The 26,557-nt window shown below is 72.0% G+C and carries 28 protein-coding genes; 14 read left to right on the top strand and 14 right to left on the bottom strand.

The window, feature by feature from the left end; all coding sequences use genetic code 11:
• Positions 1-12: 12 nt before the first annotated feature.
• The 4 genes from MRBLWO14_RS07650 to MRBLWO14_RS07635 form a co-directional block, all read right to left on the bottom strand.
• Positions 13-849 carry a ribonuclease H gene (locus MRBLWO14_RS07650; protein WP_341935858.1) on the bottom strand — a complete coding sequence of 279 codons (837 nt, stop codon included), beginning with the start codon at positions 847-849 and terminating at the stop codon, positions 13-15.
• 116 nt (positions 850-965) lie between these two features.
• A complete protein-coding gene (locus MRBLWO14_RS07645; protein ID WP_341935857.1) occupies positions 966-1,187 on the bottom strand; it encodes a hypothetical protein in 222 nt (73 codons plus the stop codon).
• A 69-nt stretch (positions 1,188-1,256) separates the two neighbouring features.
• Positions 1,257-1,562: a protealysin inhibitor emfourin gene (locus MRBLWO14_RS07640; protein WP_341935856.1), complete on the bottom strand. Its 306-nt coding sequence runs from the start codon at positions 1,560-1,562 to the stop codon at positions 1,257-1,259.
• The gene (locus MRBLWO14_RS07635; RefSeq protein ID WP_341935855.1) at positions 1,537-2,601 is read right to left on the bottom strand and encodes a M4 family metallopeptidase; all 1,065 of its coding nucleotides are present in this window, start codon (positions 2,599-2,601) and stop codon (positions 1,537-1,539) included. The genes MRBLWO14_RS07640 and MRBLWO14_RS07635 overlap by 26 nt, the downstream gene beginning before the upstream one ends.
• Before the next feature lie 131 nt (positions 2,602-2,732).
• Between MRBLWO14_RS07635 and MRBLWO14_RS07630 the strand changes: the two genes are divergently transcribed.
• Complete coding sequence (locus MRBLWO14_RS07630) at positions 2,733-3,932, top strand: ABC transporter (protein WP_341935854.1); 1,200 nt, start codon at positions 2,733-2,735, stop codon at positions 3,930-3,932.
• Between the two features lie 66 nt (positions 3,933-3,998).
• Entirely contained in the window at positions 3,999-5,207 is a 1,209-nt protein-coding gene (locus MRBLWO14_RS07625) for a hypothetical protein (RefSeq protein ID WP_341935853.1), read from the top strand.
• 110 nt (positions 5,208-5,317) lie between these two features.
• Here MRBLWO14_RS07625 and MRBLWO14_RS07620 read toward each other — a convergent pair whose 3' ends face one another.
• Together MRBLWO14_RS07620 and MRBLWO14_RS07615 are read right to left on the bottom strand one after the other, a co-directional pair.
• Positions 5,318-5,704 (bottom strand): VOC family protein, encoded by a 387-nt coding sequence (locus tag MRBLWO14_RS07620; protein WP_341935852.1) that lies wholly within the window; start codon positions 5,702-5,704, stop codon positions 5,318-5,320.
• Complete coding sequence (locus tag MRBLWO14_RS07615; protein WP_341935851.1) at positions 5,701-5,982, bottom strand: metalloregulator ArsR/SmtB family transcription factor; 282 nt, start codon at positions 5,980-5,982, stop codon at positions 5,701-5,703. Before MRBLWO14_RS07615 ends, MRBLWO14_RS07620 begins: the two co-directional genes overlap by 4 nt.
• A gap of 169 nt (positions 5,983-6,151) precedes the next feature.
• Here MRBLWO14_RS07615 and MRBLWO14_RS07610 point away from each other — a divergent pair, with 169 nt between their 5' ends.
• A complete protein-coding gene (locus MRBLWO14_RS07610) occupies positions 6,152-7,672 on the top strand; it encodes an SDR family NAD(P)-dependent oxidoreductase (RefSeq protein WP_341935850.1) in 1,521 nt (506 codons plus the stop codon).
• A 95-nt stretch (positions 7,673-7,767) separates the two neighbouring features.
• Here the strand turns inward: MRBLWO14_RS07610 and MRBLWO14_RS07605 are convergent, their stop codons facing one another.
• A complete protein-coding gene (locus tag MRBLWO14_RS07605; RefSeq protein ID WP_341935849.1) occupies positions 7,768-8,106 on the bottom strand; it encodes a helix-turn-helix domain-containing protein in 339 nt (112 codons plus the stop codon).
• Between the two features lie 77 nt (positions 8,107-8,183).
• On the opposite strand from MRBLWO14_RS07605, the gene MRBLWO14_RS07600 reads away from it, so the two are divergent.
• Positions 8,184-8,837, top strand: a complete 654-nt coding sequence (locus tag MRBLWO14_RS07600) for an NAD(P)H-dependent oxidoreductase (protein WP_341935848.1) — start codon at positions 8,184-8,186, stop codon at positions 8,835-8,837.
• A 31-nt stretch (positions 8,838-8,868) separates the two neighbouring features.
• Here the strand turns inward: MRBLWO14_RS07600 and MRBLWO14_RS07595 are convergent, their stop codons facing one another.
• Positions 8,869-9,993 carry a HAMP domain-containing sensor histidine kinase gene (locus MRBLWO14_RS07595; RefSeq protein ID WP_341935847.1) on the bottom strand — a complete coding sequence of 375 codons (1,125 nt, stop codon included), beginning with the start codon at positions 9,991-9,993 and terminating at the stop codon, positions 8,869-8,871.
• On the bottom strand, positions 9,974-10,663 hold the full coding sequence (locus tag MRBLWO14_RS07590; RefSeq protein WP_341935846.1) for a response regulator transcription factor: 690 nt from the start codon (positions 10,661-10,663) through the stop codon (positions 9,974-9,976). The genes MRBLWO14_RS07595 and MRBLWO14_RS07590 overlap by 20 nt, the downstream gene beginning before the upstream one ends.
• A 103-nt stretch (positions 10,664-10,766) precedes the next feature.
• On the opposite strand from MRBLWO14_RS07590, the gene MRBLWO14_RS07585 reads away from it, so the two are divergent.
• From MRBLWO14_RS07585 to MRBLWO14_RS07570, 4 genes are read left to right on the top strand one after another with little or no spacing between them, the layout of a single operon-like run.
• A complete protein-coding gene (locus MRBLWO14_RS07585) occupies positions 10,767-11,372 on the top strand; it encodes a M15 family metallopeptidase (RefSeq protein WP_341935845.1) in 606 nt (201 codons plus the stop codon).
• A complete protein-coding gene (alr, locus tag MRBLWO14_RS07580) occupies positions 11,369-12,646 on the top strand; it encodes an alanine racemase (protein ID WP_341935844.1) in 1,278 nt (425 codons plus the stop codon). The genes MRBLWO14_RS07585 and alr overlap by 4 nt, the downstream gene beginning before the upstream one ends.
• On the top strand, positions 12,643-13,599 hold the full coding sequence (locus tag MRBLWO14_RS07575) for a D-alanine--D-alanine ligase (protein ID WP_341935843.1): 957 nt from the start codon (positions 12,643-12,645) through the stop codon (positions 13,597-13,599). Before alr ends, MRBLWO14_RS07575 begins: the two co-directional genes overlap by 4 nt.
• Positions 13,596-14,675: an acyltransferase family protein gene (locus MRBLWO14_RS07570; RefSeq protein ID WP_341935842.1), complete on the top strand. Its 1,080-nt coding sequence runs from the start codon at positions 13,596-13,598 to the stop codon at positions 14,673-14,675. Before MRBLWO14_RS07575 ends, MRBLWO14_RS07570 begins: the two co-directional genes overlap by 4 nt.
• A 119-nt stretch (positions 14,676-14,794) precedes the next feature.
• On the opposite strand, the gene MRBLWO14_RS07565 is transcribed toward MRBLWO14_RS07570, so the two are convergent.
• The gene (locus MRBLWO14_RS07565) at positions 14,795-15,025 is read right to left on the bottom strand and encodes a hypothetical protein (RefSeq protein WP_341935841.1); all 231 of its coding nucleotides are present in this window, start codon (positions 15,023-15,025) and stop codon (positions 14,795-14,797) included.
• 223 nt (positions 15,026-15,248) lie between these two features.
• Between MRBLWO14_RS07565 and MRBLWO14_RS07560 the strand changes: the two genes are divergently transcribed.
• Genes MRBLWO14_RS07560 through MRBLWO14_RS07550 form a run of 3 tightly spaced genes read left to right on the top strand, consistent with a single transcriptional unit; the run spans position 15,249 to position 19,098 of the window.
• Complete coding sequence (locus tag MRBLWO14_RS07560) at positions 15,249-16,148, top strand: SDR family oxidoreductase (protein WP_341935840.1); 900 nt, start codon at positions 15,249-15,251, stop codon at positions 16,146-16,148.
• A complete protein-coding gene (locus MRBLWO14_RS07555; protein WP_341935839.1) occupies positions 16,145-17,554 on the top strand; it encodes an alpha/beta hydrolase in 1,410 nt (469 codons plus the stop codon). Before MRBLWO14_RS07560 ends, MRBLWO14_RS07555 begins: the two co-directional genes overlap by 4 nt.
• Positions 17,551-19,098, top strand: a complete 1,548-nt coding sequence (locus MRBLWO14_RS07550; protein ID WP_341935838.1) for a GMC family oxidoreductase — start codon at positions 17,551-17,553, stop codon at positions 19,096-19,098. Before MRBLWO14_RS07555 ends, MRBLWO14_RS07550 begins: the two co-directional genes overlap by 4 nt.
• A 36-nt stretch (positions 19,099-19,134) precedes the next feature.
• Here the strand turns inward: MRBLWO14_RS07550 and MRBLWO14_RS07545 are convergent, their stop codons facing one another.
• From MRBLWO14_RS07545 to MRBLWO14_RS07530, 4 genes are read right to left on the bottom strand one after another with little or no spacing between them, the layout of a single operon-like run.
• The gene (locus MRBLWO14_RS07545) at positions 19,135-19,959 is read right to left on the bottom strand and encodes a galactosyltransferase-related protein (protein WP_341935837.1); all 825 of its coding nucleotides are present in this window, start codon (positions 19,957-19,959) and stop codon (positions 19,135-19,137) included.
• The gene (locus MRBLWO14_RS07540) at positions 19,956-20,969 is read right to left on the bottom strand and encodes a hypothetical protein (protein WP_341935836.1); all 1,014 of its coding nucleotides are present in this window, start codon (positions 20,967-20,969) and stop codon (positions 19,956-19,958) included. Before MRBLWO14_RS07540 ends, MRBLWO14_RS07545 begins: the two co-directional genes overlap by 4 nt.
• Positions 20,966-22,123, bottom strand: a complete 1,158-nt coding sequence (locus tag MRBLWO14_RS07535; RefSeq protein WP_341935835.1) for a glycosyltransferase — start codon at positions 22,121-22,123, stop codon at positions 20,966-20,968. Before MRBLWO14_RS07535 ends, MRBLWO14_RS07540 begins: the two co-directional genes overlap by 4 nt.
• Positions 22,120-23,301: a glycosyltransferase gene (locus MRBLWO14_RS07530; RefSeq protein WP_341935834.1), complete on the bottom strand. Its 1,182-nt coding sequence runs from the start codon at positions 23,299-23,301 to the stop codon at positions 22,120-22,122. The genes MRBLWO14_RS07535 and MRBLWO14_RS07530 overlap by 4 nt, the downstream gene beginning before the upstream one ends.
• Before the next feature lie 40 nt (positions 23,302-23,341).
• On the opposite strand from MRBLWO14_RS07530, the gene MRBLWO14_RS07525 reads away from it, so the two are divergent.
• The 3 genes from MRBLWO14_RS07525 to MRBLWO14_RS07515 are packed head-to-tail and all read left to right on the top strand — an operon-like array spanning position 23,342 to position 26,534.
• Positions 23,342-24,271 carry a WcbI family polysaccharide biosynthesis putative acetyltransferase gene (locus MRBLWO14_RS07525; protein WP_341935833.1) on the top strand — a complete coding sequence of 310 codons (930 nt, stop codon included), beginning with the start codon at positions 23,342-23,344 and terminating at the stop codon, positions 24,269-24,271.
• Positions 24,268-25,239 carry a hypothetical protein gene (locus MRBLWO14_RS07520; RefSeq protein ID WP_341935832.1) on the top strand — a complete coding sequence of 324 codons (972 nt, stop codon included), beginning with the start codon at positions 24,268-24,270 and terminating at the stop codon, positions 25,237-25,239. The genes MRBLWO14_RS07525 and MRBLWO14_RS07520 overlap by 4 nt, the downstream gene beginning before the upstream one ends.
• Positions 25,236-26,534 (top strand): glycosyltransferase, encoded by a 1,299-nt coding sequence (locus tag MRBLWO14_RS07515; RefSeq protein ID WP_341935831.1) that lies wholly within the window; start codon positions 25,236-25,238, stop codon positions 26,532-26,534. The genes MRBLWO14_RS07520 and MRBLWO14_RS07515 overlap by 4 nt, the downstream gene beginning before the upstream one ends.
• Positions 26,535-26,557: the final 23 nt, after the last annotated feature.

Raw genomic sequence — 26,557 nt, 5'->3', positions numbered from 1 at the left:
TCTACGCCGCGGTCAGATGAGGCGGCGGAGCGCCTCTTCGAGCGAGACGCCCTGCGCGTCGGCGCGGTCGGCGAGGCGCGCGTGCTCCTCGCCCGACAACTGCACACGGAGCTCGATCGGGTCGGTCGACGGCTCGTCGTCGAAGCCGTCGAACAGGTCGGGAGCCTCCGCCCACAGCGGCTCCGCGAGCGACGCGGCAGTGGCGGGGGACGACGCGGATGCCGCGGCGGCGCCGACCGACGCGTTCTCGCCGCCGTCGAGGCCGACGCGTGCGGCGTCGGCCTCGACGGCATCCGCCCAGGGGGCGTCATCGTCGGAGGGAGACCAACCGCCCGCGTTCGCGGAGATCGGCGCGGAGGCCGCGACGGCGGCTCCTGCGTCCGTCGCCATCGTGAATCCGGGGCCCCGGCGCGGTTCCTGCTTCTGCTGATACGCCTTCGCAGCAGCGTTCGCGCGCTCGTCGGCCGCCTCGTTGAGCGGGTGGCCGGCGTGACCCTTCACCCAGGAGAACTCGACGTCGCGCCCGCGGATCGCCTCGTCGATGCCCTCGAGCAGGTCGCGGTTCAGCACCGGGCCGCCGTCGGACTTGCGCCACCCCTTGCGCTTCCAGCCCGGCATCCACTTGGTCACCGAGTCGATCACGTAGCGACTGTCGCACTCGATCAGCAGTTTCTCGGTCGTGCCGGCGGTCGCGCGCAGCAGTTCGAGCACGGCCTGCAGCTCACCCTGGTTGTTCGTGCCGTGCGGCGAGCCGCCCGCGGCCCAGTTCGCGTCGTCGATGTACCAGGCCCATCCATTGGGGCCCGGGTTGCCCAGGGCGGAACCGTCTGCCGCGGCGGTGATCGTCATCCCTCCACCGTAGCCGCGGCGGGCGACACTGCTGGCCCGCACCCTCTCCGTTCGAATCGCGCGACTGGCAAGTCGTAGGCGTCGAGAACTGCAAGTCAGGCGACTCGAAGGTGCGATCAGTCCTCGCGGCTTTCGGTCGAGGGGGCCGACGGAGCCGGGGGCGCGACGGGGAAGACGATCGAACTCACGCTCCCGCCGGTCTCGGCACCGAGGCCGATCGACAGCGGGTCGACCGCGGGCGCGGTGTCGAGCACCTCGGACGCACCGCGTTGGAGCGGCTCGGACGGCAGTGCCCACTGCTTCTCTTCTTCTTCGGGTCGTTGCTGGAACAGTCCCATGCACCCATTGTCGCCCCGCGGGACACGGGCCGGCACAGATTCACACCGGATCGATCGGATGGCGGAAGGTCAGCGGGATGCCGCGCGCACGGCGTCGACCAGCTCTCGCCAGGGGCCGTCCAGGGCTGAGTCGGGAAGTTCGCGTTCGCGGCGCTCCGAGGGGGTCCGCACGCGGATCAGCCACACGAAACGGTCGGCGCCACGCTCGGCATCCGCGTCGTCGTCCCACGGGAGTCGCTCGACCATGGTGATCCACCGCGGTGCTTCGGCGGGGTCGGGCTCGACAGTCCACTGGCGGCGGATGCCGGCGATCCCGCCGGTGCGCACCACCGCGATGACGACGGGGCCGTCAGTCTGTCGAGGGGACTCGCTCATCTCCATAGACTCCCACGGTCGTCCAGGCGCGTCGAGCGGCAGCCTCGGTGGCCTCGTCGACGGCGGCCGCCGCGGCGACGGTCGCGTCGGCGAACTCCGTGAAGTCGGCCGTGCTCGACAGACCGCCTGTGAGCGCCGCGTACCAGACCGACCCCGCGGTCTCCCAGGCGTTGCCGCCGAGGTCGATCGCGAACAGCGCGAACGCGCGGTTCGGGATGCCGGAGTTGATGTGCACCCCGCCGTTGTCTTCCGTGGTGCGGACGAAGCCGTCCATGTGTGCGGGCTGCGGGTCTTTGCCGAGCTCGTCGTCGTCGTAGGCGGTGCCCGGTTCGATCATGGAGCGCAGCGCGCGCCCTTCGACGGCATCGGTGAAGATCTCGGCTCCGATCAGCCAGGTCGCCTGATCGGCGGTCTGCCCCAGCAGGTACTGCTCGGTGAGCGCCCCGAACACGTCGGCGATCGACTCGTTCAGCGCCCCGGGCTGCCCCTGGTATTCGAGATTCGCGGTGAACTGCACGACGCCGTGCGCGAGCTCGTGCCCGATCACGGTGGTGGAGGAGGTGAAGCCCTGGAACACCTCGCCGTCGCCGTCGCCGAACACCATGCGCTGACCGTCCCAGAACGCATTGTCGTAGTCGACTCCGTAGTGCACGGTCGCGTCGAGCGGAGCGCCGGCGTCGTCGAGGGAGTTGCGGGAGAAGGCCGCGAGCAGCATCTCGAAGGTGGCCCCGAGCCCGTCGTAGGCCTCGTTGACGGAGGTGTCGTCGACGGGCGGCTCGTCTTCGCTCCGGACGACCGCGCCGGGCAGGCTCTGAGTGTTGCCCGCGTCGCTGATCGTGCGGTTGGGTGCGTCGGAGAGCTGCGCGACGAGGTCTCCGTTCTCGTCGATGGAGAGGTCGAGTCGCGCACGGAAGGGCGGACGCCCGGCGGTCAGCGTCTGCCGGGCGGCGGCAGCCGCGCGGGGGTAGCGACCCGACGCGGCCAGGCGCGCGAGCAGGTAGGACGGGACGACTCCGGGGGATGCGACGTGGCTGCTCATGCTCCGACCATACGCCGGGGGTCGGACGTTGGAGGAGGGCTGGCGGCATGCCGGCATCCTCGCTAGCCGGGACAACGAAAACGAACCGAGCGACTTGAGATTGAGAATCGTTCTCAATAATGTGGACTCTCGTGACGCCCACGACCTCCCGCCGCGCCGGCGCCCTGCTCGCCCTCTCCCTCTCGACCGCCCTCGCACTCACCGCGTGCGCCGACGATCCGGGCCCGGCCGCGGAGCCGGCCTCCACCGCCCTCCCGTCGAACGACGGCGTCGACGGCGGCGGAGCCGCGGAGGTCGCGTCCCCGGCATCCGCTCTGGTCATCGCCGACGACGACGGCGCTCTCACCCTGCTCGACCTCGAGACCGAGGAGCGCGAAGAGCTCGACGGAGACGGTGTCGCGACGGGAACGGGGCGGTTCCTGCACCGCACCCGCGAGTCCGGCGGCGAGACGGTCGTCGAGGTCGTCGACTCCGGGCGCTGGACGGTGCCGCACGGCGACCACTCCCACTCCTTCCGCGGCGAGGCGCGCGTCGTCGGCGCGATCCAGGGCGAGGGGCCGGCCCTCGCGACTGTCGGCGATCAGGCGACGGCGATCCGCCTCGGCGGCGAAGTCGTCGTGCTCGACCACGAGACGCTCGACCTCGATGACGTGACCCGCCTCGACCTGCCAGGCACCGGCCCGGTCGTCCCCTTCGCGGCCCACCTGATCTCAGCCGCCGGCACCACGGTCGACGTGCTCGACGCGGCGGGCGAGCCGATCGGCGTCTCCGCGCCCTGCACGCAGCCGACGGATGCCGACATCACCCGCGTCGGCGCGGTGATCGCCTGCGCGGAGGGAGCGGTGCTGGTGACGCGGGAGATCGGGGGACAACTCGCCGCCGAGAGCATCCCGTACCCGGCCGGATCGCAGCCGCCCGCGCAGCTCGTCGGTCGCGCCGACCGACCCGACCTCGCCGGCATCGCGGGAGATCACGGCGCCCTGCTGCTCGACACGCGGGCCCGCTCCTGGACGCTCCTGACCACGGATGCTCCGCTCGTCGCAGCCGCCGCGATCGGCGACGACGACAGCCGCACGGTCGTGGTCGCCGCCGACGGAACGGTGCGCGTGCTCGGCCACGACGGCGTCGAGATCTCCCGCACGGAGCCGCTGCTCGCAGCATCCGCTCCCGACCCCGCCGCCCGCGACCGGATCGCCGTGCTCGTCGACGCGCGCCACGCGTACGTGGTCGACCCGGCATCCGGAGCCGTCCACGAGATCGACCACCGCGACGGCGCCGTCACGCGCACCTTCAGCGACCTCGAGCCCCGATACGTCCAGCTCGTCGGCTGACCAGACCCACCGACGGCCCAGCCGTCACGCGCACCCGCGCACCCACCGAGAAGAAGGAGAACATCCATGTCCCGACCTGCACGCAGCCGCCTCGCGGCCGGCGCGCTGGCCGCGCTCGCCGCAGTCGCGCTCGCCGGATGCGCGAGCGCCGAGCCGTCGGCATCCGGCGAATCCGAGGCGCCCGAGCACGACCACCAGGCCGACACCCGCGTCGCCGTCGCGTACGACGGTGGCGTCACTGTGCTCGACGGCGAGACGCTCGAGCCGATCGACGCCGTCGACCTCGACGGGTTCCTGCGCGTGAACGGTGCCGGTGACCACGACGGACACGTCTTCATCACCGCGGCCGACGGCTTCCATGTGCTCGACACGGGGCTCGCGTCCGACACCGTCGAACTCACCGGCGAGGTCTTCGAAGCCGCAGCCGCCGGGCACGCCACCCCGCACGCCGGACGCACCGCGCTGTTCGACGACGGCACCGGCGACGTGCGCATCTTCGACACCGACGCGATCGGCACCGGGACGCTGCCCGACTACGACACCGTCACCTCGGAGCAGGCGCACCACGGCGTCGCGATCGAACTCTCCGACGGGACCGTGCTGTCGACCATCGGCACGTCGGAATCCCGCAGCGGCGTGCGACACCTCGCCGCCGACGGCTCGGAGCTCGCCCGCAACGAGGAGTGCCCCGGCGTGCACGGAGAGGGCGCACTGAAGGGCGAAGCCGTCGTGTTCGGCTGCGAGAACGGCGTGCTGCTGTTCGACGGCGGCGAGTTCACCAAGATCGCCGCGCCCGACGCCTTCGGCCGCTCGGGCAACGCGTACGTCAGCGACACCAGCGCGCTCGCCGCGATGGACTACAAGACCGACCCGGATGCCGAGGGCTACCTGCTCTCGAAGCTCGCCCTCGTCGACACCGACGCGAAGTCGCTCTCGATCGTCGACCTGCCCGAGGGCATCGAGTACACGTGGCGGGGCGTCGGTCGCAGCGGTCACGACGACATCGTGCTGCTCGCCGCGGACGGGTCGCTGAACGTGCTCGACGAGTCGGGCGAGATCGTCGACTCCTGGGACGTCATCGACCCGTGGGAGAGCCCCGAGGAATGGCAGCAGCCGCACCCCGGCCTTCGCGTCGTCGGCGACATCGCCTACGTGACGGAGCCGGCGTCCGACCGCATCCTCGCCGTCGACCTGCACACCGGCGAGATCACGGCCGACGTGACCCTCGACGTCACGCCCAACGAGTTCGTCGTCGTGGGGGCCGCCGGGCACTGAGCCGGCGTGCGCGGCTCGCGTCCAGCGCGCTCGCGCGTTCGGTCGGCACCTCCGGTGGGAATTCCGCGCGGATTCCCCCCGGAGGTGCCGACTCGGCGAAGGGGGCGGCGTCATTCGTCCTTCGCCTGGAAGAGCTGGATGAGGTTGCCGCAGGTGTCATCGAACACGGCGACCCAGGCGGCCCCGATGTCGGTGGGCGGCTGCGTGAACACGACTCCGTGCTCGGTCAGTCGCGCGTGCTCGGCGGCGAGGTCGTCGACGGCGAACTGGGCGAGCGGTATGCCGTCGTCGACCAGCGCATCGCGGTACGGCTTCACCGCGGGGTGGTCGGAAGGCTCCAGCAGCAGTTCCGCGCCGCCCTCGGGTGAGGTCACCGTCAGCCAGGAGGCCTCGCCGAGCGGAATGTCGTGGTGCTTCGTGAACCCGAGTACGTCGGTGTAGAAGGCGAGAGCCTTGCGTTGGTCGTCGACGAAGAGGCTGGTCAGTTCGATCCTCATGGTGTTCTCCGTGTGGTCGGCCATCGCTCGGCGATGCGGGCGATGGGTTCGGGGTGGAAGTAGTGGAACTTGGAGCGGCCACGGCGCTCGGTCGAGATCAGCTCGGCGGCTTCCAGCACGGCGAGGTGCTGAGAGACGGCCTGACGCGTCAGGGTCACACCGTGCTGCATCGTGAGTGTCGAGCAGATCTCGAAGAGCGTCTGTCCGTCGCGCACCGCGAGCGCATCGAGGATGAGGCGTCTCGTCTCGTCGTCGAGGGCACGGAACAGGTCGGACATCCATCCACAATAGGCAAGTGAACGCTTGCATATCAAGAGGAGGTGGCAGTGGCAGCGCGGTCCGGCGAGGGGCGGCGCGGCACGCGCGGATCGCGACGGAGAACGGATGCCGTGCGGCAGCGCGAGCACGCGCCTCCGCCGCCCAGGTCAGTCGCGTAAAATCAGCACAATGACCGACGCCCACTCCGACGCCGCACCCGACCTCGGACCGGGCCTCGACCCCGCAGACCTCGCCACGACGCTGCGCGTGCTCTCCGAACTGCACAAGGTCGACAACCAGCATCCTGATTTCATCGCCGTGCGCCAGGCGACCGCCGCGATGTTCAAAGACGTCAAGCGCGTGCGCCGCAAGCAGATCCGCGACGCGATCGCCGAGGCCGACAAGGCCGTCGTCGCGCGCACCGCGACGGGTGCCCCCGACCGCATCGACGACGAGACGCGCGGCAACGACCTCGCATCGAGCGTGGTCGACGCTCCGATAGCCGGCGAGCTGCTCAAGCCGCGCAACTGCTACATCTGCAAGCAGCCGTACACGCTCGTCGACGCGTTCTACCATCAGCTCTGCCCCGACTGCGCCCGGTTCAGCCACGGCAAGCGCAACGCCCGTACCGACCTCACGGGCAAGCGCGCCCTGCTCACCGGCGGACGCGCGAAGATCGGCATGCACATCGCACTGCGTCTGCTGCGCGACGGCGCCCACACCACCATCACGACGCGGTTCCCGCGCGACGCCGTGCGACGCTTCTCGGCGCTCCCGGATGCCGCGGACTGGCTGCACCGCCTGCGTGTGGTCGGCATCGACCTGCGCGACCCGGCCCAGGTGATCGGCCTCGCGGATTCCGTGGCCGCACAGGGACCCCTCGACATCCTCATCAACAACGCCGCGCAGACGGTTCGGCGCTCGCCGGGTGCGTACTCCCTGCTGGCGGATGCCGAGCTGCAGCCGCTCCCCGACGGTCCGCTGCCCGAGATGGAGACCTTCGGGCACGCCGCCGATCCGCATCCGCAGGCGCTGCAGGCGTCGGTCGACGCGCACCCGCTGCTGTCGGTCGCGGCACTCGGAGGAACCGTCGCGGAGCAGGGCGGCCAGGCGCTCACCGCCGAAGACCTCGCCCGTCTCGCGATGGCGCCGGGATCGTCGTCGCTCGAGAAGCACGCCGACGGCACGGCGATCGACGCCGGCGGTCTCGTGCCGGACGTCAACCGCGTGAACAGCTGGGTGCAGTCGGTCGACCAGGTCGATCCGCTCGAGATGCTCGAGGTGCAGCTCGCGAACACGACCGCCCCTTTCCTGCTCATCAGCCGCCTGCGCGCGTCGATGGCCGCGTCGCCCGCCCGCCGCAAGTACGTCGTGAACGTCTCGGCGATGGAGGGGCAGTTCTCGCGCCGCTACAAGGGGCCGGGGCACCCGCACACCAACATGGCGAAGGCCGCGCTCAACATGCTCACGCGCACGAGCGCGGGGGAGATGCTCGAGACCGACGGCATCCTCATGACCGCCGTCGACACGGGCTGGATCACCGACGAGCGCCCGCACTACACGAAGGTGCGCCTCGCGGAGGAGGGCTTCCACGCCCCGCTCGACCTCGTCGACGGCGCCGCCCGCGTGTACGACCCGATCGTGCGCGGCGAGGCCGGCGAAGACATCCAGGGCGTGTTCCTCAAGGACTACGAGCCCAGCCCCTGGTGAGCTGACGGCCCCGCACCGCGTTTCGAATCGCTTGATGTGCAGGTTTCGACCGCCGGAATCTGCACATCAAGCGATTCGAACGCCGGGAGAGGGGGCTACCGCGGCCGCACCTCGAGGGTGGCCGACGCCCACTCGCCGAGCTGGTCGAGGATCGGCAGCAGACCGCGTCCGCCGTGCGTGAGTTCGTAGGACACCGTGACGGGCGGACCGGCGTCGACCGACCGGGCGACGAGTCCGGCATCCGAGAGCTCGGCGAGGCGGTCGGACAGGACGGTGTCGCTGATCCCGGTGACAGCGCGGCGCAGGGCGACGAAGGTCGACGGTCCGCCGCCGAGGGATGACACGATCATGCCGTTCCACCGCTTCCCGAGCACGCTGAAGGCCAGGGTGACGGCGGCGTCGCACCTGGTCAGGTCGTGGTCGGCCTCGGGCATGTCCCCATTGTAGCTGTGCTACGTTAACGCGAGCCGCTAAGAAAAACAGAGCGGCTACGAAAACGAAAGGCAGCCCCATGTCCCTGTTCCGCCTGGATGCCAGCATCCTCCCCGCGTCGTCCGCCAGCCGATCGCTCGCCGACCTCGTCGAGGCCGAGTGGACGGCATCCCACCCCGACTCCACCGTGACCCGCCGCGATCTGGCCGCCGACCCCGTGCCCGCGACCGCGTGGTCGGATGCCGTGACCGGCGGCTTCGTCGACGAGGCGCAGCGCACTCCGGCGCAGAACGAGGCCCGCGCCCTCGCGACCACGTTCGCCGACGAGCTGATCGGCGCCGACGCCCTGCTCTTCGCCGTGCCGCTCTACAACTACGGCGTCTCGCAGCACTTCAAGACCTGGTTCGACCTCGCGTACACCGACCCGCGCATCGACCCGCAGGGCACCGCGCTGCGCGGCAAGCCCGCCACCCTCGTGACGGTGCTCGGCGGCAACTACGCCCCCGGCACGCCCAAGGAGGGCTGGGACCACTCCACCGGATGGCTCCGCCGCGTGCTCGCGGACGTGTGGGGTCTCGACCTGCGCGTCGTCGAGCGACCCTTCACCCTGGTCGGAGTGAACCCCGCGCTCGACGCCTTCGCCGACACCGCGCGCGAGCTCAAGGAGAACGCTGAGTCCGACGCCCGCACCTACGGCCGCGAGCTCGCTGCGCGCCGGGGCGAGGTCGCCTGACCCCGGCATCCGGTCCCCGGTGTCGGGCGCGTCAGGCCGGGCGCGGGGGATACGGATGCGGGAGCCACACTGTGACGTTCAGGCCGCCGCCCTGTCGCGGGGTGAGCACGAGCGATCCGTCGTGGGCCTGTGCGATGCGCTGCACGATGGCGAGGCCGAGCCCGACGCCGACGTGATCGCCGGATCGGCCCTCGGTGCGCACCCGCTCCGCGCCCCGCTGGAAAGGCTCGACCAGGGTCGACACGACGTGCGGCGCGAGCACCGGTCCCGTGTTCTCGACGACGACCGCGACCGCTTCCGGCAGCACGTGCGTCCGCACCACGACGGTGCCGTCGGCAGGCAGGTTGTGCACGATCGCGTTATGCACGAGGTTCATGATCAGCTGCTGCAACAGCGCGGGGGAGCCGAGCACGTTCGCGGTGTCGCCGCCCTCGTCGATCGCCACCCCGCGGCGCTCGGCGAGCGGAAGCAGCGTCTCGACGGACTCCTCGGCCAGCAGCGACAGGTCGATCGGCTCGCGCGTGAACACGCGTCGCTCGGCGCGACTGAGCAGGAGCAGAGCCTCGGTGAGCTCGATCGCCCGGGTGTTGACGTCTTGCAGACGGTCGATGAGCCCGTCGACGTCGCGGTGCGGGTCGTCGCGGGCGACCTCGAGCATCGTCTGCGAGATCGCGAGCGGGGTGCGCAGCTCGTGAGAGGCGTTCGCCGCGAACCGCTGCTGCTCCGCGACCTGCGCTTCGAGCTGTTCGAGCATCGCGTCGAAGACGTCGGCGAGATCGCGGAACTCGTCGCGCGGCCCCTCCAGGTCGACGCGATGCGACAGCGACCCCTGCGCGGCGAGCTGGGCGGCGCGGCCGATGCGGTCGAGCGGCGCCAGCATCCGACCGGCGAGCAGCCAACCGCCGCCGATGCCGATCGCGAGCAGCACGAGCATGACCACGACCGCTGCGGGGATGAACGCGCGGATCAGGTCGGAGCGGTTCGGCACGAATTGGTCGATCTCCGTGATGATGTTCACATCCGGCACGTACCGCAGCAGCCACAGGGCCACGGCGGCGAGCAGCAGCGCCCCCGACACGACGACGACGCCCGCGTAGCTGAGGGTGAGCTTCCAGCGGGCGGTGATCCCGCGCCGTCTACGCCTCGGCGTCGGCATCCGCCGTCTCCTCCGCTCCGATGCGGTAGCCGACTCCCGGCACGGTGCGGATGAGCCACGGCTCCCCGAGGCGCTTGCGCAGCGATGACACGGTGATGCGCACGGCGTTCGTGAGGGGATCGGCGTTCTCGTCCCAGGCGCGTTCCAGCAGCTCCTCGGCGCTCACGACGCCGCCCGCCGCGTCGACGAGCACCTCCAATACGGCGAACTGCTTGCGGGTGAGGGCGACATAGCGACCGTCGCGATACACCTCGCGGCGGAACGGGTCGAGCCGGAGCCCCGCGATCTCGAGCACCGGCGGCCGCACGCGCTGACGACGACGGTCGAGGGCGCGCAGCCGCAGCACGAGCTCGCGCAGCTCGAACGGCTTCGTGAGATAGTCGTCGGCGCCGAGCTCGAAGCCGCTGGCCTTGTCGTCGAGGCGGTCGGCCGCCGTGAGCATGAGGATGGGGATGCCGCTGCCCGACGCCACGATCCACCGGGCGACATCGTCGCCGGAGGGGCCCGGGATGTCGCGGTCGAGCACGGCGAGGTCGTAACTGTTGATGCCGAGCAGTTCGAGCGCGGTGTCGCCGTCTCCGGCGATGTCGGCGGCGATCGCCTCGAGGCGGAGTCCGTCGCGCACGGCCTCGGCCAGATACGGCTCGTCCTCGACGATCAGCACGCGCACGACAGGACTCCCATGTGCTGAGAGCTTACGCACCCCGACATATCGCGAGCGTATGCAAAATCGCATACGACCCGGCAACACCCGCGCTCGTTGACTGAGTGCCATGAACACTTCTCCCGCTCTCAGACAGCGCCGCCGCGTGACGGTGATCGGCGCCGTGCTGCTCGCCGCCGTGATCGCCGGGTCGGCGCTGCTGATCGGACAGCAGTCGCTGGCCGCGGCATCCACTCCCCTCCTCTCCGGACCCGTGACGCAGGCCGACGGGCTGATCCGCGAAGAGGGGACGGTGTCGGTGTTCGACGACGTGCCGGCGGTGACGAACCTCGACGCAGACCTGCTCGCCGCCGTGCGGGCGGCAGCGACGGCCGCGGCCGAGCGCGACGGCGTGCGCGTGCACGTGAACAGCGGATGGCGTTCGGCCGCCTACCAGCAGCAGCTGCGTCAGGATGCCGTCGCCGAATACGGTTCCGAGCAGGAGGCGGCGCGCTGGGTGGCGACGCCGGAGAACTCCGAGCACGTGTCGGGGGATGCCGTGGACCTCGGCCCCGTGGCGGCGCAGGACTGGCTGTCGCAGCACGGCGCCGAGTTCGGCCTGTGTCAGATCTACGCCAATGAGCGCTGGCACTTCGAGCTGCGGCCGGGTGCCGTCGCGAACGGCTGCCCGCTCATGTACGCCGACCCCACCGCCGACCCGCGGGTGCAGCGATGACCCTGACGGCGCCGACGACGCGCCTCACCCTGTCACGACTGCACGCTCCGACGCTCGAGACGCTTCCCGCGGCGGTCGCCGCGAACGTCGCCCGGATCCGCGAGGCGACGGACACCCGCATCATGGCGGTCGTGAAGGCCGACGGCTACGGACTCGGCGCGCTCACGGTCGCCAGAGCCGCGCTCGCCGCCGGTGCGGAATGGCTCGGAGTCACGGATGCCGCAGACGGCAGCGCCCTGCGTGCGGCCGGCGTCGAGGCGCCGATCCTCGCCTGGCTGAACCCGTCGGGGGTGGATGCCGCGCAGGCCGCCGCCGACCGCATCGACATCGCCGTCGGCTCGGTCGACGAGCTGCGGCAGCTCGCGGCGGATGCGGTTCCCGGGGCGCCGCTGCTGCGCGTGCACCTGCACCTGGACACCGGCATGACGCGGGGCGGGGTGCCGCTCGACGACTGGGCCGAGCTGCTGCGCGTGGCCCGAGGGGCCCGCGACCGCCTCGACGTCGTCGGGGTCATGGGGCATCTCCCCGACGCCGACAGGGCGGACCCTGCGGCGAACGCGCCGGCCGTGCTGCGTCTGCGACACGGCCGCGACGCGGTGCTGCGGGCGGAGTTCGGGCCGCTGCTCGTGCACCTCGCAGCGACCTCCGGCGCGCTCACCGACCGCGCGACCCACTTCGACCTCGTGCGGGTCGGCGCGGGGCTCGTCGGCATCGACCCGTCGGAGACCGTCGCACTGCACGGAGCGGCGCGGCTCACAGCATCCGTCGTACACAGCAGCGCCGTCGCGGCGGGGACGCCCGTCGGCTACGGCGGGGCGCACACGACCGACCGCGACACGCACCTCGCCGTGATCGGGGTCGGGTACGCCGACGGCATCCCTCGCGAGCTCGCATCGGGGGCGGCTGTCGCGATCGACGGCATCCGCTGCCCGCTCGTCGGGCGGGTGTCGATGGACCAGATCGTGGTCGACACCGGAGACCGCCGCGTGCCGCGAGGTGCCACGGCGGTGGTGTTCGGGCCCGAGGGTGGTGCGGTGCCGAGTGTGCAGGAGTGGGCGCGGTGGGCCGGCAGCATCCCGCACACGATCGTCACGGGGATCGGAGCGCGTGTGCAGCGGGGGATCGCAGGAGATCTCGCGTATCGAAGGACGGAAGGGCAGATGTCGTCCTTCGTTGCGAGAGATCTCCTTCGTTGCGGGCGCGGGCGCGGGCCGGCAGGGCGCGGGCCGGCAGAGCGCGGGCACGCAGTGCGCGAGCAGGAGGGGCACGCATGAGGGTGCTGGTGATCGGAGGGGGACAGAACGCCGAGCATGCGGTGTCGCTCGCCTCGGCCGCCGCGGTGGCGGAGGCGCTGCGGTCGCGCGGGCACGCGGTGAGCGAGGTGACGATCTCCCGGGAGGGGGTGTGGCAGGTGCCGAGGCTCGCGGAGGGAGCGGATGCGGCGGCCTCACTGGCCGCCGCACTGGCGCTGCTCGGCGACGCCGACTTGGTGTTCCCCGCCGTGCACGGCCCGCTCGGGGAAGACGGGGCGCTCGCCGCGCTGTGCGCCCTCGCGGGGGTGCGGGTGGTCGGCTCCGGTCTGCGCGCCGGGGCGATCGGCATGGACAAATGGGCCACGAAGCTCACCGCCCAGGCGGCCGGTCTGCGGATCGCGCGCGGCCGGGTCGTCGACGCCGCCGACCTGGGGGATGCCGAGTTCGACGGCCCGGTCGTCGTGAAGCCCGTGTCGAGCGGATCGAGCTACGGCGTCGGGCTCGTGCGCGAGGAAGGAGGGCTCGCGGCGGCGCTGCGCGAGGCGGCGCGTTACGACCGGAGGGTGCTCGTCGAGGAGGTCGTGCGGGGGCGCGAGATCGACGTGGCCGTGATCCGGGAGGCGGGCGGTGTGCGGTGGGCGGCTCCGCCGCTCGAGATCGAGACGACCGGTCTGTTCGACACCGCGACGAAGTACGACGGCACGGCGCGCTTCACGGTGCCCGCCGCTCTCACGACGGCCGAGCACACGGGGCTCACGAGGGCGGCGCTGACCATGTTCGATGCCCTCGGCTGCGCGGGTGTCGCGCGCATGGACTTCTTCCTCACCGCCGACGGGCCGGTGCTGAACGAGGTCAACACGATGCCGGGCCTCACCGCCGCATCCCAGGTCCCGCGGATGTTCGCCGCCGCCGACGTCTCCTACCCCGACCTGGTGGAACGCCTCGTGCGCGCCGCCGAGGTGCCGGGCCGGTGAGCGCGCGGGTCGGCTGGCCGGACGTCGCGAAGGGCGTCTGCATCATCCTCGTCGTGCTGTGGCACGTCGTCACCAAGCACGCGGTCGGGATGCCGGGCGCCGGCACCGTGACCGACGTGTGGGCCACGGTGAACGCCCAGCTGCTGCCGTTGCGCATGCCGCTGTTCTTCCTGATCTCGGGGATGTTCGCGGGGCGTGCCGTGCTGGCCGCCGACGGGTCGTCGTGGCGACGCCGGGCGGGCCGGCTGCTGGCGGTGTACGTGATCTGGGTGCTCATCCAGACCGCCGTGCTCGCGCTCACGCCCGACTTCGACACGGCCAGGGCCGAGACCGGATGGGAGCTGCTCGCGCAACTGACGATCAGTCCGACGAACCTCTGGTACCTGCTCGCGCTCGCCGCCTACCTCGCCGTGGCGCGGCTCACCCGCGACGTGTCGACGGCGGTCGTGCTGCCGGTGGCGTTCGCGGTGTCGGCGGTGGCCGCCGCAGGCGTCATCCCCGACCTGGGCAACCTGTGGCAGGTCGCGCAGAACCTGCTCTTCTTCCTCGCCGGATTGCGGCTTCGCGAGGGGATCGAGCGGTTCGCCGCGGCATCCGATCCCGTGCGCGCGGTGGGTCTCGGCCTGCTGTACCTCGGGGCGGCGGCCGTGGTCGGTGTGCTGGGGATGCGGCAGTGGCCGGGGGTGTGGCCGCTGCTCGGCGCCGTGGCCGTGGCGTGCGGGGTCGCCGTGTGCGCGCTCGTCGACCGGAGTGCGGCGCCGCTCGCCCGACCGCTGCGGTGGATCGGCCGCAGGACGCTGCCGATCTACGTGCTGCACATGATCCCGCTCGCGCTCCTCGACGCGGGCCTGCGGACCGCCGGGTGGCGGGTCGACCCCGTGGTCGAGGCCATCGGGCCCGTCGTGCTCACCGCTGTCGTCATCGTCATCTGCCTCGCGCTGCACGCCCTCCTCGTACGGTGCGGATTGGGGATGCTGTTCGACCCGCTGTCCCTGTTCGACCGCGCCCGATCCATTCGACTGCATCTTTCGAGTCGGAAAAGCAAGCCCGCGAAACCGAGTGCCTCTTCCTCCTAGCGTGGTCGCATTCCTCCTAGCGTGGTGCGGATTCAAGACGTACGCGCGAGTCATGTGTTACGCGAGGAGAGCTCATCTGCGGCGGAGCCCTCCTTCGCGTAACAGCGTCGAACCGGCGTTCAGCGTGCGGGCCGCGCCTGGCCCTTAGAGCGGCGGGTTGCGGTAACGAGGAGAGCAATCCCCCCGAGGATCAACGTTCCACCGCCAAGGCCGACAAAGGCTTGACCGGGGGTCATGGAACCGACGCCTCCCGTGGCATCAGCGATGATTCCGCTCTCGAAGATCAGGATCGCGAAAGCGATGATCAAAGCGATCCCAGCGGAGAAAAGACTCCAGGCGAAAGTCCTCATTTCATTCCTCTGATGAACATGACGTTCCTCCAGTCCGGCCGCGAGGCCACCGTCAAAACTAGGGGACTAGCGAGTGCCACCGCTGTCCCCCCTTCGGGGGACAGGGGTAGCGACGCGGGGGCCGCTGCCCCTGTTCGACCGCGCCCGATCCATTCGACTGCATCTTTCGAGTCGGAAAAGCAAGCCCGCGAAACCGAGTGCCTCTTCCTCCTAGCGTGGTCGCATGCCGCAGCGCGATCAGTACGACAAGGTCAATCCCGTCACCCAGTACGAGCGCGTGGAACCGCCCGTGCAACATCAGCCGGAGCCGGGGGTGCAGGCGAAGATGACGCCCGTCCCCGATCTCGGCGAGGCCACCTATCGGGGTACCGGCCGCCTGGCCGGGCGCAGGGCGCTCATCACCGGCGGCGACTCCGGCATCGGCGCTGCCGCGGCGATCGCGTTCGCGCGCGAGGGCGCAGACGTCGTGATCGCCCACCTGCCGGGCGAGGAGGAGGATGCCGCGCATGTGCTGTCCCTCATCGAGGACGCCGGCCAGCGGGGACGCGCCGTCGTCGCCGACATCTCCCAGGCCGAGCAGTGCCGGCGTCTCGTGTCGGAGGCCGTCGAGTTCCTCGGCGGTCTGGACGTGCTCGTGAACAACGCCGGCAAGCAGATCGCCGTCGACCGGGTCGAGGACCTCAGCGACGAGCAGTTCGAGGAGACCTTCCGCACCAACGTCTTCGCGAACTTCTGGATCACCAAGGCGGCGCTCGCACACCTCGGCGAGGGGGCGAGCATCGTCAACACCGCGTCGCTCGAAGCGTACAAGCCGTCTCCCGACCGCATCGACTACGCGGCGACCAAGGCGGCGATCAATAACCTCTCGAAGGGTCTCGCGCTGCAACTCGCCTCGCGCGGCATCCGCGTGAACGTGGTCGCTCCCGGTCCGGTGTGGACCGCGCTGCAGGTGTCGGACGGCGTCTCCGACGAGCAGATGCAGAACTTCGATGACGAGAACACCTACCAGCGCGCGGGTCAGCCGGCCGAGCTCGCGCCGGCCTTCGTGTTCCTCGCGTCGGCGGAGTCCGGCTACGTCTCGGGCGCCACGCTCAACGTCAACGGCGGCATGGTCACCCCGTGACCGTCGCGGCGGAGTGCACGGTCGTCTTCCTCCCCGGCCTCGGGCTCGACGCCTCGGCCGTCGTCCCGGTGGCACGCGAACTCGACGCGCGCTTCCGCGTGATCGCGATCGAGCTGCCGGGGCAGGGCGACGCGCCCGACGCCCCGGACGGATCGGTGACGGCGCAGGTGGATGCCGCGGTCGCGGCCATCGCGGCGCGCGCCGACGGCGGGCCGTGGGTCCTGTGCGCGCACAGCATGGGCGGGAAGATCGCGGCGGGGATCGCCGCGCGCGTGCGCGACGGCAGCGCACCGCTGTTCGGGCTGATGGGCGTGGTGCTGCTCGCGCCGTCACCGCCGACGCCCGAGCCCATGCCCGACTCGAAGCGGCACGAGATGCTCTCCTGGGTCGACGACGGACCGATCTCCGGCGCCGACGCCCGCACCTTCGTCGACGACAACGTCGGAGCGCCGTTGCCCGCCGAGTTCCAGGCTTCGGTCGTGGAATCCGTGCGGGCGATGTCACCGGTCGCGTGGCGGCGCTGGCTCGAGCAGGGCAGCGTCGAAGACGTGTCGGCCGGCATCGGCATCCTCTACCTGCCGTGCACCGTGCTCGGTGGGGATCAGGACGACCTGCTCGGCGCCGACGCGCAGCCGGAGCTGCTGTCCGACGTCTACCCCCGTGCCCGGTTCGTGACGCTGCCCGGGGCAGGGCACCTGCTCTCGTACGAGCGTCCGGCCGAGGTCGCCCGTGCGCTCGGTGAGCTGTGGGACGAGGCCTCCGCGCACAGCGCGCTCGTGCCGCACGAGTGGGGACTCGTCATCGCCTCGGCGCGCACGACGCCGAAGGTGCGCAGTGCACTGGCCCGCCGAGCGCTGCCCGACGATCCGCGGTACCGTCCGCGCGTCCTGAGCCCGGCGCAGCTGGACCTGCTCCGCCGCATCGCCGACCGTCTCGTGCCGCAGCCGGACGGCGGACGCATCGATCTCGCGGCGCGCGTCGACTCCGACCTGGCGGCCGGGGGAGGCGACGGGTGGCGACCGGCGGGAGCCCTCTCCGACGACGAGGCGTACCAGGAGGGTCTGGACGCACTCGCGACCGTCTGGCCGGAGGCGACCGACGAGCAGGATGCGCTCATCCGCGACGTCATCGACGGCACGAGCGAGACCGGGGGGCGGCTGACAGCCGACGACCTGAGGCGCTGGTTCGAAGATCTGCGGGTCGACGTCGCGCGGGAGTGGCTCACACACCCGGCCTCGCTGGCGCGGGTCGGCTACGACGGATTCGCGACCGGCGCGGAAGACGTCGACTTCGCCGGCTACCGCGACCTTGCGGCCGGTGCGCGGGACGACTGGGAGCCCTCCGACCTGGGCGTCAGCACGACACCCGATGTCACTCCGGGCGCGACGAAGGAGGATGCCGCGTGAACCTCGACGCGATGAGGACCCACCCGCTCGACGAGGTGGTCGACGTGGTCGTCGTCGGCACCGGAGCCGGTGGCGCGCCGCTGCTGGCCCGACTGGCCGAGCACGGCCTGCGCGTCGTGGCCCTCGAAGCCGGACCGAACCACGACCCCGCCGACTACACCCCAGACGAGATCGACGCGACGGCGATCAACTGGATGTCGAGCCGCTTCAGCGGCGGCGACGCCCCGACCGCGTTCGGCCCCAACAACAGCGGCTTCGGAGTCGGCGGCGGCACCGTGCACTGGGGGGCGTTCACACCCCGACCCGACGAACGCGACCTGCGGCTGCGCACCGAGACGGGCGTCGGCCGCGACTGGCCCGTCGACCATGCCGAACTCACCCGCTACGTGGCGGAGGTCGAGGCGTACATCGGCGTCTCCGGACCCACCCCCTACCCGTGGGACCCGTCGCGGTCGTATCTGTACGAGCCGCCGCAGCGCAACGCCCCGGCCGACCTCATGGCCGTCGGCACGGCAGCGCTCGGCATCCGCTCGGCTGATGCGCCCGCCGCGATCATCACCCGCGACCGGCACCAGCCGCACCACGGACTGCGGCATGCGACGACGAACGTCGGCTCGATCCACCAGGGCGAGCGGCACGGCGCGAAGGCCACCACGGCGATCACCTACCTGCCCGCCGCCGTCGCAGCCGGCGCGGAGATCAGGCCGGATGCCGTCGTGCACACGATCGAACGCGATGCGCGCGGTCGGGTCACCGCCGTCGTCTACCGCAAGGACGGCGCCGACCACCGGCAGCGCTGCGCGGCGCTGGTGCTCGCGGGCGGCGGCATCGAGACACCTCGGCTGCTGCTGCACAACGGCATCGCCAACTCCAGCGGCCAGGTCGGCCGGAACTTCCTCGCCCACGGCGCCGTGCAGGTGTGGGGGCGCTTCGACGAGCAGATCCGCGGCTACCGCGGCTATCCGTCGGCCCTCATCACCGAGGACTTCCTGCGCCCGGACGACGCGGACTTCGCCGGCGGATACCTGCTGCAGAGCCTCGGAGTCATGCCGTTCACGTATGCCACGACCCTCGTGCGCGGCGGCGGTCTCTGGGGGCCGGAGCTCATGGCCGACCTGGAGGTCTCGCGCTACAGCGCCGGCATCGGCATGAACGCCGAGTGCCTGCCGTCGGACGACAATCTGCTGGAGCTGTCGTCGGAGGAGGACGAGTGGGGCCTGCCCCGCGCGAGCATCTCGTTCACGCAGGGGGCCAACGAGAAGGCGCTCGACCAGCACGCGGTGCGCACGATGACCGCGATCCTCGAGGCGGCGGGGGCTCGCAGCACGCGGGTGCTCGCGCGCACCGCCCACACCCTCGGGACCTGCCGCATGAGCGTCGACCCCGACGACGGCGTGGTCGACGGCGATGGGCGCTCGCACGACATCGACAACCTCTGGGTGTGCGACAACTCGACGTTCCCCAGCGCGCTGGCCGCGAATCCCGGGCTCACCCAGATGGCGCTGTCGCTGCGCACCGCGGATCGGATGCTCGCGGCGCGGTGACCCGGCGGTGGGGGATGCCGCGGCATCCCCCACCGGTCAGACCGTCGTGCGGCGGTACCCGCCCGCGTGCTCCTCGACGGCGCCCGCGGCGACGAACTCGTCGATCCAGCCGCCCATCGGCCACTCGCCCCAGCGCTCGGCGAACAGGGCGCCGTTGCGGAGAATGTCGTCGAGATGACGCCACGGCGGGGTGCCCGCGGGGTGCCACTGGTGGTACGCGTGCGCTCCGCCGACCCAGTGCAGCGGGATGCCGAGCGATCGTGCGCGACGGCCGAGATCCGTGTCCTCCGCGCCGTAGCCCTCGTACCGCTCGTCGAACCCGCCCAGCCGCCCCCAGGTGGTGGGCGTGACGGCGAAGGAGAGCGACCAGAACAGGTCGTACTCGGCGAAGCCGGCGGTCTCGATGGTCCCGGTCGCAGGATCCGGACGCACCGGATGCGGGTTCGTCGCCGCCGCGAGGTCGTCGGGGGACGACGGCCGCTGCACGCTCTCGAGGTAGGTGACCGGTCCGCAGAGCAGACCGTCGGGGTGCGAGTGCGAGGCCGCGACGTACCCGTCGAGGAGGTCGGGCCCCGGCAGGCAGTCGACGTCGAGGAACAGGAGCAGGTCGGCGCCCCCGGCGAGTGCGACCTCGGCGGCCGCGTTGCGCGCGGCCCCGACCCTCATGCCGTCGCGCCCCGGCGGGACGTGCACGTGCACGGCGCCGTCGAACGCGGGCGGCTCCGACTCGTCGAGCCAGGCTTCGATACGCACGACCTCGTGCTCCGGCGACGAGACCTCGCGGAGGAAGCGACGCTGGCGGTGCAGGTGGGCGAGCCTGTTCTCGGACGCCGGCGTGATCACGGCGATGCGGGCGGTCATGATGCGACCTCCTCGATCGCCCTGGCGGCGCGCGCGGCGGCGCCCTGCACGCCCCATCCGGCCCAGTCGGGCGTCGAGGCGGAGGCCTGCTCGATGAGCTCGACGATCTGCTGCGGCGTCGAATCGGCCGGGCCCGTCCACGCGTAGCCGTCGGACTGCAGCACCCGCCCGGTGTGCTCCTGCTCGCCGAACGGCCGGTCCTGCGGGAGCACGACGGCACGGGCTCCGGCGGCCGCGAGGTCGGCCACGCCGTTCTGGCCGGCCGCGCTCACCACCACGGTCGCCCGGCACAGCATCGGCCACACGTCGTCGACCCGGTCGTCGCCGCGCGCGCCCGCCGTCTCGACCACCCAGCCCTGCGCAGTCAGCAGATCGGCCGTCTCCGCGAGCTCCGGCTGATCGAGCGTGCGGCTGAGGAAGAGCACCCGCCTCGCGGTGTCATCCTCTCCTCCGTCGCGGTCCCGTCCGTCGTATCGGGAGATCGCTCCGACATGACGGACGCGGTCGATGCGGCCCGCCAGCTCCGCGGCGTCGATCGTGCCGGACGCCCACGGCGCCACGATCCGATCCGCGACGTCGTAGCCGAGGCGGTGCGGGGAGTCGGTGCGGTCGCCGGGCTGTGCGAACACGACGGTCGGCACCCCCAGCAGGCGCACGAACGCGGTGACCTCTACGCTGACGTCGACGACGAACACCGACACCGGGTTGCGGGCGATCCAGTCGGCGATGACCGCGAGGCGCTCCCGGTGCCCTGGGTGTCCGATGGGAGCCCAGTGCAGAGCGCCGCCCGCCGTGACATCGCCGAGCTCGTGCGCCTCGCGGCTCACTCCGTCGGGTCCGACCACGGGGTCGGCATCCGCGGGCAGACGGATCCAGGTCGTGCCGTCGCCGAGGGAGTCGGGGGCGGGGAGGCTCGAGAACACCGTGACCTCCTCGCTCAGATGGCGACGGATCGCCCGCATCCGCGTCACGTGTCCCCACCCGTGATGATGCACGTACCAGCCGATCATGCTCCGACCGCCTCCACTTCTTCGACGGGCCGGATCTCATCGGCGACCTCGGCAGGACTCTGTGCTGCCACGGCCAGCACGCGTTCGACCTCGCGATGACGGCGGGCGAGGGAGTGACGGGCGGTCGCGGCAGCTCGCACTCGATCGCGCAGTTCGCTCGACGCCGAGCCGCGGGCGAGCGCGACGGCCGCCTGTGCGAGCGCCGCGACGTCTCCGGCGGCGACGACGGAGCATCCGGGCAGGCCGGCCAGCACCTCGCTCGCGCCCCCTTCGTCGAACGCGACCACGGGCGTGCCCGTCATCAGCGCCTCCGCCAGCACCAGCCCGAAGGGCTCGGACCAGACGGGGGTGACGAGCGCGACCGCCGAGGCGCCGACGAGAGCGCACAGTTCGGGCTGGCGCAGCGGGCCGACGTACTCGACGCCGTCGCCCAGGAGCGGCTCGACCTCGCGGGCGTAGTACTCCGCGTCGCCGATGCGCCCGGCGATCCGGATGCGTGCACCGGCCAGACGGGCGGCGCGGATCGCGAGGTGCGGGGCCTTCTCGGGGACGATGCGCCCGAACCAGACCCAGTGGTCGCCGCCCGTCCCTCGCTGCCACTGCGCGCTGTCGACCCCGTTGGGGAAGACGAACGCGTCGACGCCCTCGGCCGACCACGCGCGAGCCGTGTACTGGCTCACCGCGAGGAAGCGGTGCGGGGCGGACGACGGAAGAGCGCGCGCGGCATGCACCATGTCGGGGAGCGGCGGGGTGTGCAGGGTCGTCACGACCGGCACCCCGGTGTCTCTGCTCCAGAGGATCGGGTCGCCGTGGAGACTGTGGTTGTCGACCACGTCCACGCGATCGAGCGGATCGGTGAGCCGGGCGCGGACGCGGGCGAAGGCATCCGACATCCGCCGGTTGTGTCCCGTGGGATTCTCGGTGTCGGACGCGTCGCGCGCATGGTGCCACCGAGGGCTCGGCAGGTGCAGGTCGACGGAGGAGTCGAGGAAGTCCGAGCCCTCGGCAGCGCACAGGTCGACGTGGTGGCCGCGGCGCCGCAGCCATCGAACCCGGTTCCATACGACCGCCTCGAGGCCGCCGGCGTGCGGTTGACGGAGCGCATGCCGCTCCGGTGCCACGACGAGCACCCGCAGCCGCTGTCCGGCGCTCACGCCGACACCCCCGCGATCGCGTCGCGGTAGAGACGTGCGTGCGCGTCGCGGACCGCTCCTCGCTCTTCACTTCGCTCGGTCCGGCGGCTCACGAGACGGTCTGCGACGGGCGAGGACGGATGCCGGGCATCGCCCGCCCACGTCACGGCATCCGCCAGCGTGCGGGGGTCGTCGAGATCCACGACGTGGAATTCGGACGGATGCTGCGCCCGGATGTGTCCGACGTCGGTCCCCGCCACGCGCACGCCCAGGTCGTAGCAGAGCTCGACCCACCCGGAATGCGTTCCGTGGCGGTAGGGGAGGACGAACAGGTCCAGTCCGCCGAGCCAGGCCTCGACCTCGGCGTCGTCCAGGTACGGGGTGCGTCGCACTCGCACGGCGGTCTGCCCGGAGGCCGCGGCGAGCACCCGCTCGGCGACGCGCTCGTCGCGCACGCGCTCGTTCAGCAGCACCTCGACCTCGACCGGCCGACCGGCCCCGTCGCGCATCCGCACCGCGTCCACCGCCGCGCGCACCGCGCTCTCCGCGTCGATGTTCGGACGGAGATCGCGCAGATGGATGCCGACGCGCACCGCATCGTCCGCGAGGACCGGGTCGTCCTCGCGAACCGGTGCCGTATCCTCGCGAACCGGTGCCGCGGCCTCGTCGAGCAGCGTCGGGTGGGCGAGCACCAGGCTCGCGCGACCCCAGCGCCGCTCGATCTCGGCCGCGGCGGACGGCGTGAGCGTCACGAGTCGGTCGGCGAAGGGGACGATCACGTCGAGCAGTGCCCGGTACGGCTCCTGGTCGACGATCTGCGGGTTGTCGAGGTCGTGCACCGTGAACACCACGGGGCGCCCCGCCCGCCTGGCAGCATCCAGGCCCGCGCGCAGTTCGTCCGGCGAGAACGACTCCAGACCGAAGTGCACGTGCAGCAGGTCGTACTCGGCGGCGTTTTCGCTGAGCCACGGCGCGGTCAGGGCGACCGGCGGCCACCACTGCTCGGCCGGAGCTCCGGGGACCGGAGGGTCGGGCAGCAGCGCGACCCGATGCGGGTCGGTGATCGCGTGGATGTAGGGGTGGGAGGACGGAATGGAGGCGACCCGAATGGGCGCTGAGGTTGTACCGATGGGAGTCTTCCTTGCATGACTGAGCGCTCTGAATTCACAAATCGCAGGGGCGGAAGCGCCGAAATGCAACGGGGTTAAGGAGGGAAAGGGGGAGGTATACGTTCGAAGCATGAACCACCCTTCCCCTGACGTCACGACCATTGCGTCCGCCGGGTCGGCGGTGCTAGGGCGCCGCCGGCACTACGGGGAGTTCTACGGCCTCGCCCCGCTCCCCGAGGGTTTCGGCGTCGTGCTGGGCAACTGCCAGGCCGAATCGCTGCGGCTCGTGATGGACGCTCCCGAGCGACGGTTCATCCGCGTCCCCCCGGTGCACGAGATGACAGAAGAGGATGCGCGTCGTCTGCACGAGCTCGTCCCCGCCGCGCACACCGTGGTCACGCAGCCCGTGCGCGACGGCTACCACGACCTCCCGCTCGGCACGCGGCAGGTCGCCGCAGCGACGTCGGCGAGGGTGCTCACAGTGCCACCGGTCCGGTTCGCCGGTCTGCATCCGTTCCAGGCGGCGATCCGCGTCCCGGGTGTCGAGGAGGAGCCGCCCGTCGTGGCGTATCACGACATCCGAACCCTCGCGGCGGCCGGCGGCCTCTCGGTGTCGTCGTCGATCGCGCCGGAGGCTGTGCGCGCGATCGGCCGCTCCTCGGTCGAGGTCCTTCGCACCCGCGAGTCGAACGCGGGCGTGCGGGTGTCCGATCTGTTCGACGCGGTCACCGCCGATCACGCGCGCACCGTGAACCACCCGGGCAACGCCGTCTGGCTCCCGCTCGGAGCGCGGGTGCTCGACGCGCTGGGCGACACCGACGGGCCCGTCGACCCTGGTCGGCCGCTGCTCGACGCCGTGCGGGCTCCGCTCGCCCCCGAGGTCGTCGAGGCGTGGGACCTGCCCGACGAGCCGCGCGCGGAGTGGATCGTCGAGGGGGAGAAGGTCGGCGACGAGGAGGTGCGCGAGGCGCACACCGCCTGGTACGCCGCCCACCCCGAGTTCGTCGCGGCGGCGATCGAGCGCCTCGCTCCGCTGCTCGCGATCTGGCGCGCCGCGTGACCCGCGCGCCCCTGCTGCTCGTCCACCCGGGCGAGCACGGCGTCGCCGTCTACGCCCGCGACATGGCGTCTGCGATCAGCGGCCTCGCCGACGTGCAGACGGTCGATCCGGCCGACCTCGCGCACGTGCCCGACGGCACCGCCGTGCACGCGCACTTCACCGACCGGCTCTGGGGCGACACCCCCGAGGAGGCCTCGCGGACCTTCGTCGACCTCGCGACACGGCTGCGCCTGAGCGTCACCCTGCACGACGTGCCGCAGGAGTCCGACGGCGAGCAGAACCGTCCGCGACGTCGGGCCGCGTACGGGCTCGTCGCGGCCGCCGCCCACGCCGTCGTCGTGAACAGCGAGCACGAGCAGGCGCTGCTGCGCGAGGAGGACGTGTGGTCGGGACCGGCCGCGGCCATCCCGCTGCCGGTCGAGCTCGCGACGGATGCCGGACGGGCTGCTGCGGACGGATCGGTCGGCGTCCTCGGCTACTTCTACCCTGGCAAGGGGCACGACGAGGCGGCGGATGCGGCGGCAGCGGCCGGCATCCGCACGCTCACCGTGCTCGGGCGAGCCTCCGACGGACACGCCGGCGAGCTCGAGACGTTCGTCCGCCGTGCCGCCGACCTCGGCGTCGCGGTCGAGGTCACCGGGTGGCTCGACGACGACGAGATCGCGCGACGCGGACGCGCCGTGACGGTGCCGGTGATCGCGCACCGGCACATCTCGGCATCCGGTTCCCTGGCCTCGTGGATCGGCTGGGGCCGGCGTCCGGTCGCGGTGCGCAACCGCTACATCGACGAGATGGCGGCTCTGCGACCGGGGACGCTGACGACGGTCGACGAGACGCAGCTCTCCCGTGCGCTGGGTGCGGCGGCGGCCGACCCCGACACCACCTGGCACGGACTCGCACGCCTGCCGCACTCGCGGGCGGACGCCGCTGACGCCTACCTGCGCCTGTGGGACGGACAGGGCTCGTGACGACGCCGTGGGTCGTCGGCAACGCGTGGGATGCGGTCGACGGCGTCGTGCCGGACCCGCTGCCGCGCGTCTCGGTGATCGTCTCGCACTACGACCAGCCCGGCGAGCTCGCCCGCACCCTGCAGGCGCTCGCCGCGCAGGACTATCCGCGTGAGCTGCTCGAGATCGTCGTGGCCGACGACGGCTCACCCGGCGAGGTCGAGGTGCCGGAGGGTGTGGTCCTCGTGCGGCAGGAGGACCGCGGCTTCCGCCTCGCCGCCGTGCGCAATCTCGGCGTCCGCGCCAGCGGCGGGGAGGTGCTGTGCTTCCTCGACGCCGACACCTCGCCGGAGCCGGGGTATGTGCGCGCGCTCACGCGGCTGCCGGCTCTGCTGCCCGAGGCGGTCGTGGTCGGGCGTCGTCGTCACGCCGACTTCACGGGCATCGCCCCGGATGCGCCCGTCGTCGAGGCCGCCCTCGGCCGCGAGCTGGCGGAACCCGCCTGGTTGGCGGAGGAGTATGCGCGCAGCCGCGACCTGCTCGACGCCGACGATCGCTCGTACCGGTTCGTGATCGGCGCGGTCATGGGCTGCTCGCGGCGTCTGTTCGACGAGGTCGGCGGGTTCGACGAGACGTTCACGACGTACGGCGGCGAGGACTGGGAGTGGGCGCACCGCATGTGGCAGGCGGGCGCGGTGCTCGCTCATGTGCCGGATGCCGTGGCCTGGCACGACGGCCCGGAGTGGGCCGACCGCGATGGATCGGGGATGGACCGCGCCAACGCGCAGACCCTGCGGCTGCAGTCGTCGATCCCGGTGCCCGGCTCGTCGCCGCGCGCCCTGTGGTCGGGACCGGCGGACCTCGTCGTGCGGGTGCGGGGCGAGCACTCGGCGGCGGCCCTGTTCGTCGCCGCGGATTCGCTGTTCGCCGCGTTCCCTCGGGCGAGGCTGTTCGTGGACGAGGTGCCGGCCGAGCTGGCCGAGGATCCCCGCGTGGCCGTGTCGACGGGAGACGTCGACGCCCGCGTCGTCTGGGACATGCCTCGCCCGGTCGTGGTGCTGGAGGCCGCCTGGATCCAGGATGTCGTCCGACGCCTCGGCACGGGGCGCGTGGGATCGGCCGAGCTCGTCGCCGGGGACGGCTCGTCGCTCGGGTCGCTCCGCTCACGCCGCGCGACGCACCGCGCAGCGCGCTGGGGCACGGAGGACGGCTTCGAGAGCGTGCGGACGCCGGCCGACGGCATCCATGCGCTGCGATCCGACCCGCGGGTCGAGGCCTGGGTCGGCGGATGGGGCGGCGTCGAGTCCTTCTGCTGACGGTCTGTGGCCGGGGCAGTGAG

It is taken from the genome of Microbacterium sp. LWO14-1.2, assembly GCF_038397715.1.
Taxonomy (GTDB): domain Bacteria; phylum Actinomycetota; class Actinomycetes; order Actinomycetales; family Microbacteriaceae; genus Microbacterium.
Note: the sequence above shows the minus strand (reverse complement) of the source record. Positions and strands in the feature narration are given on the sequence as shown.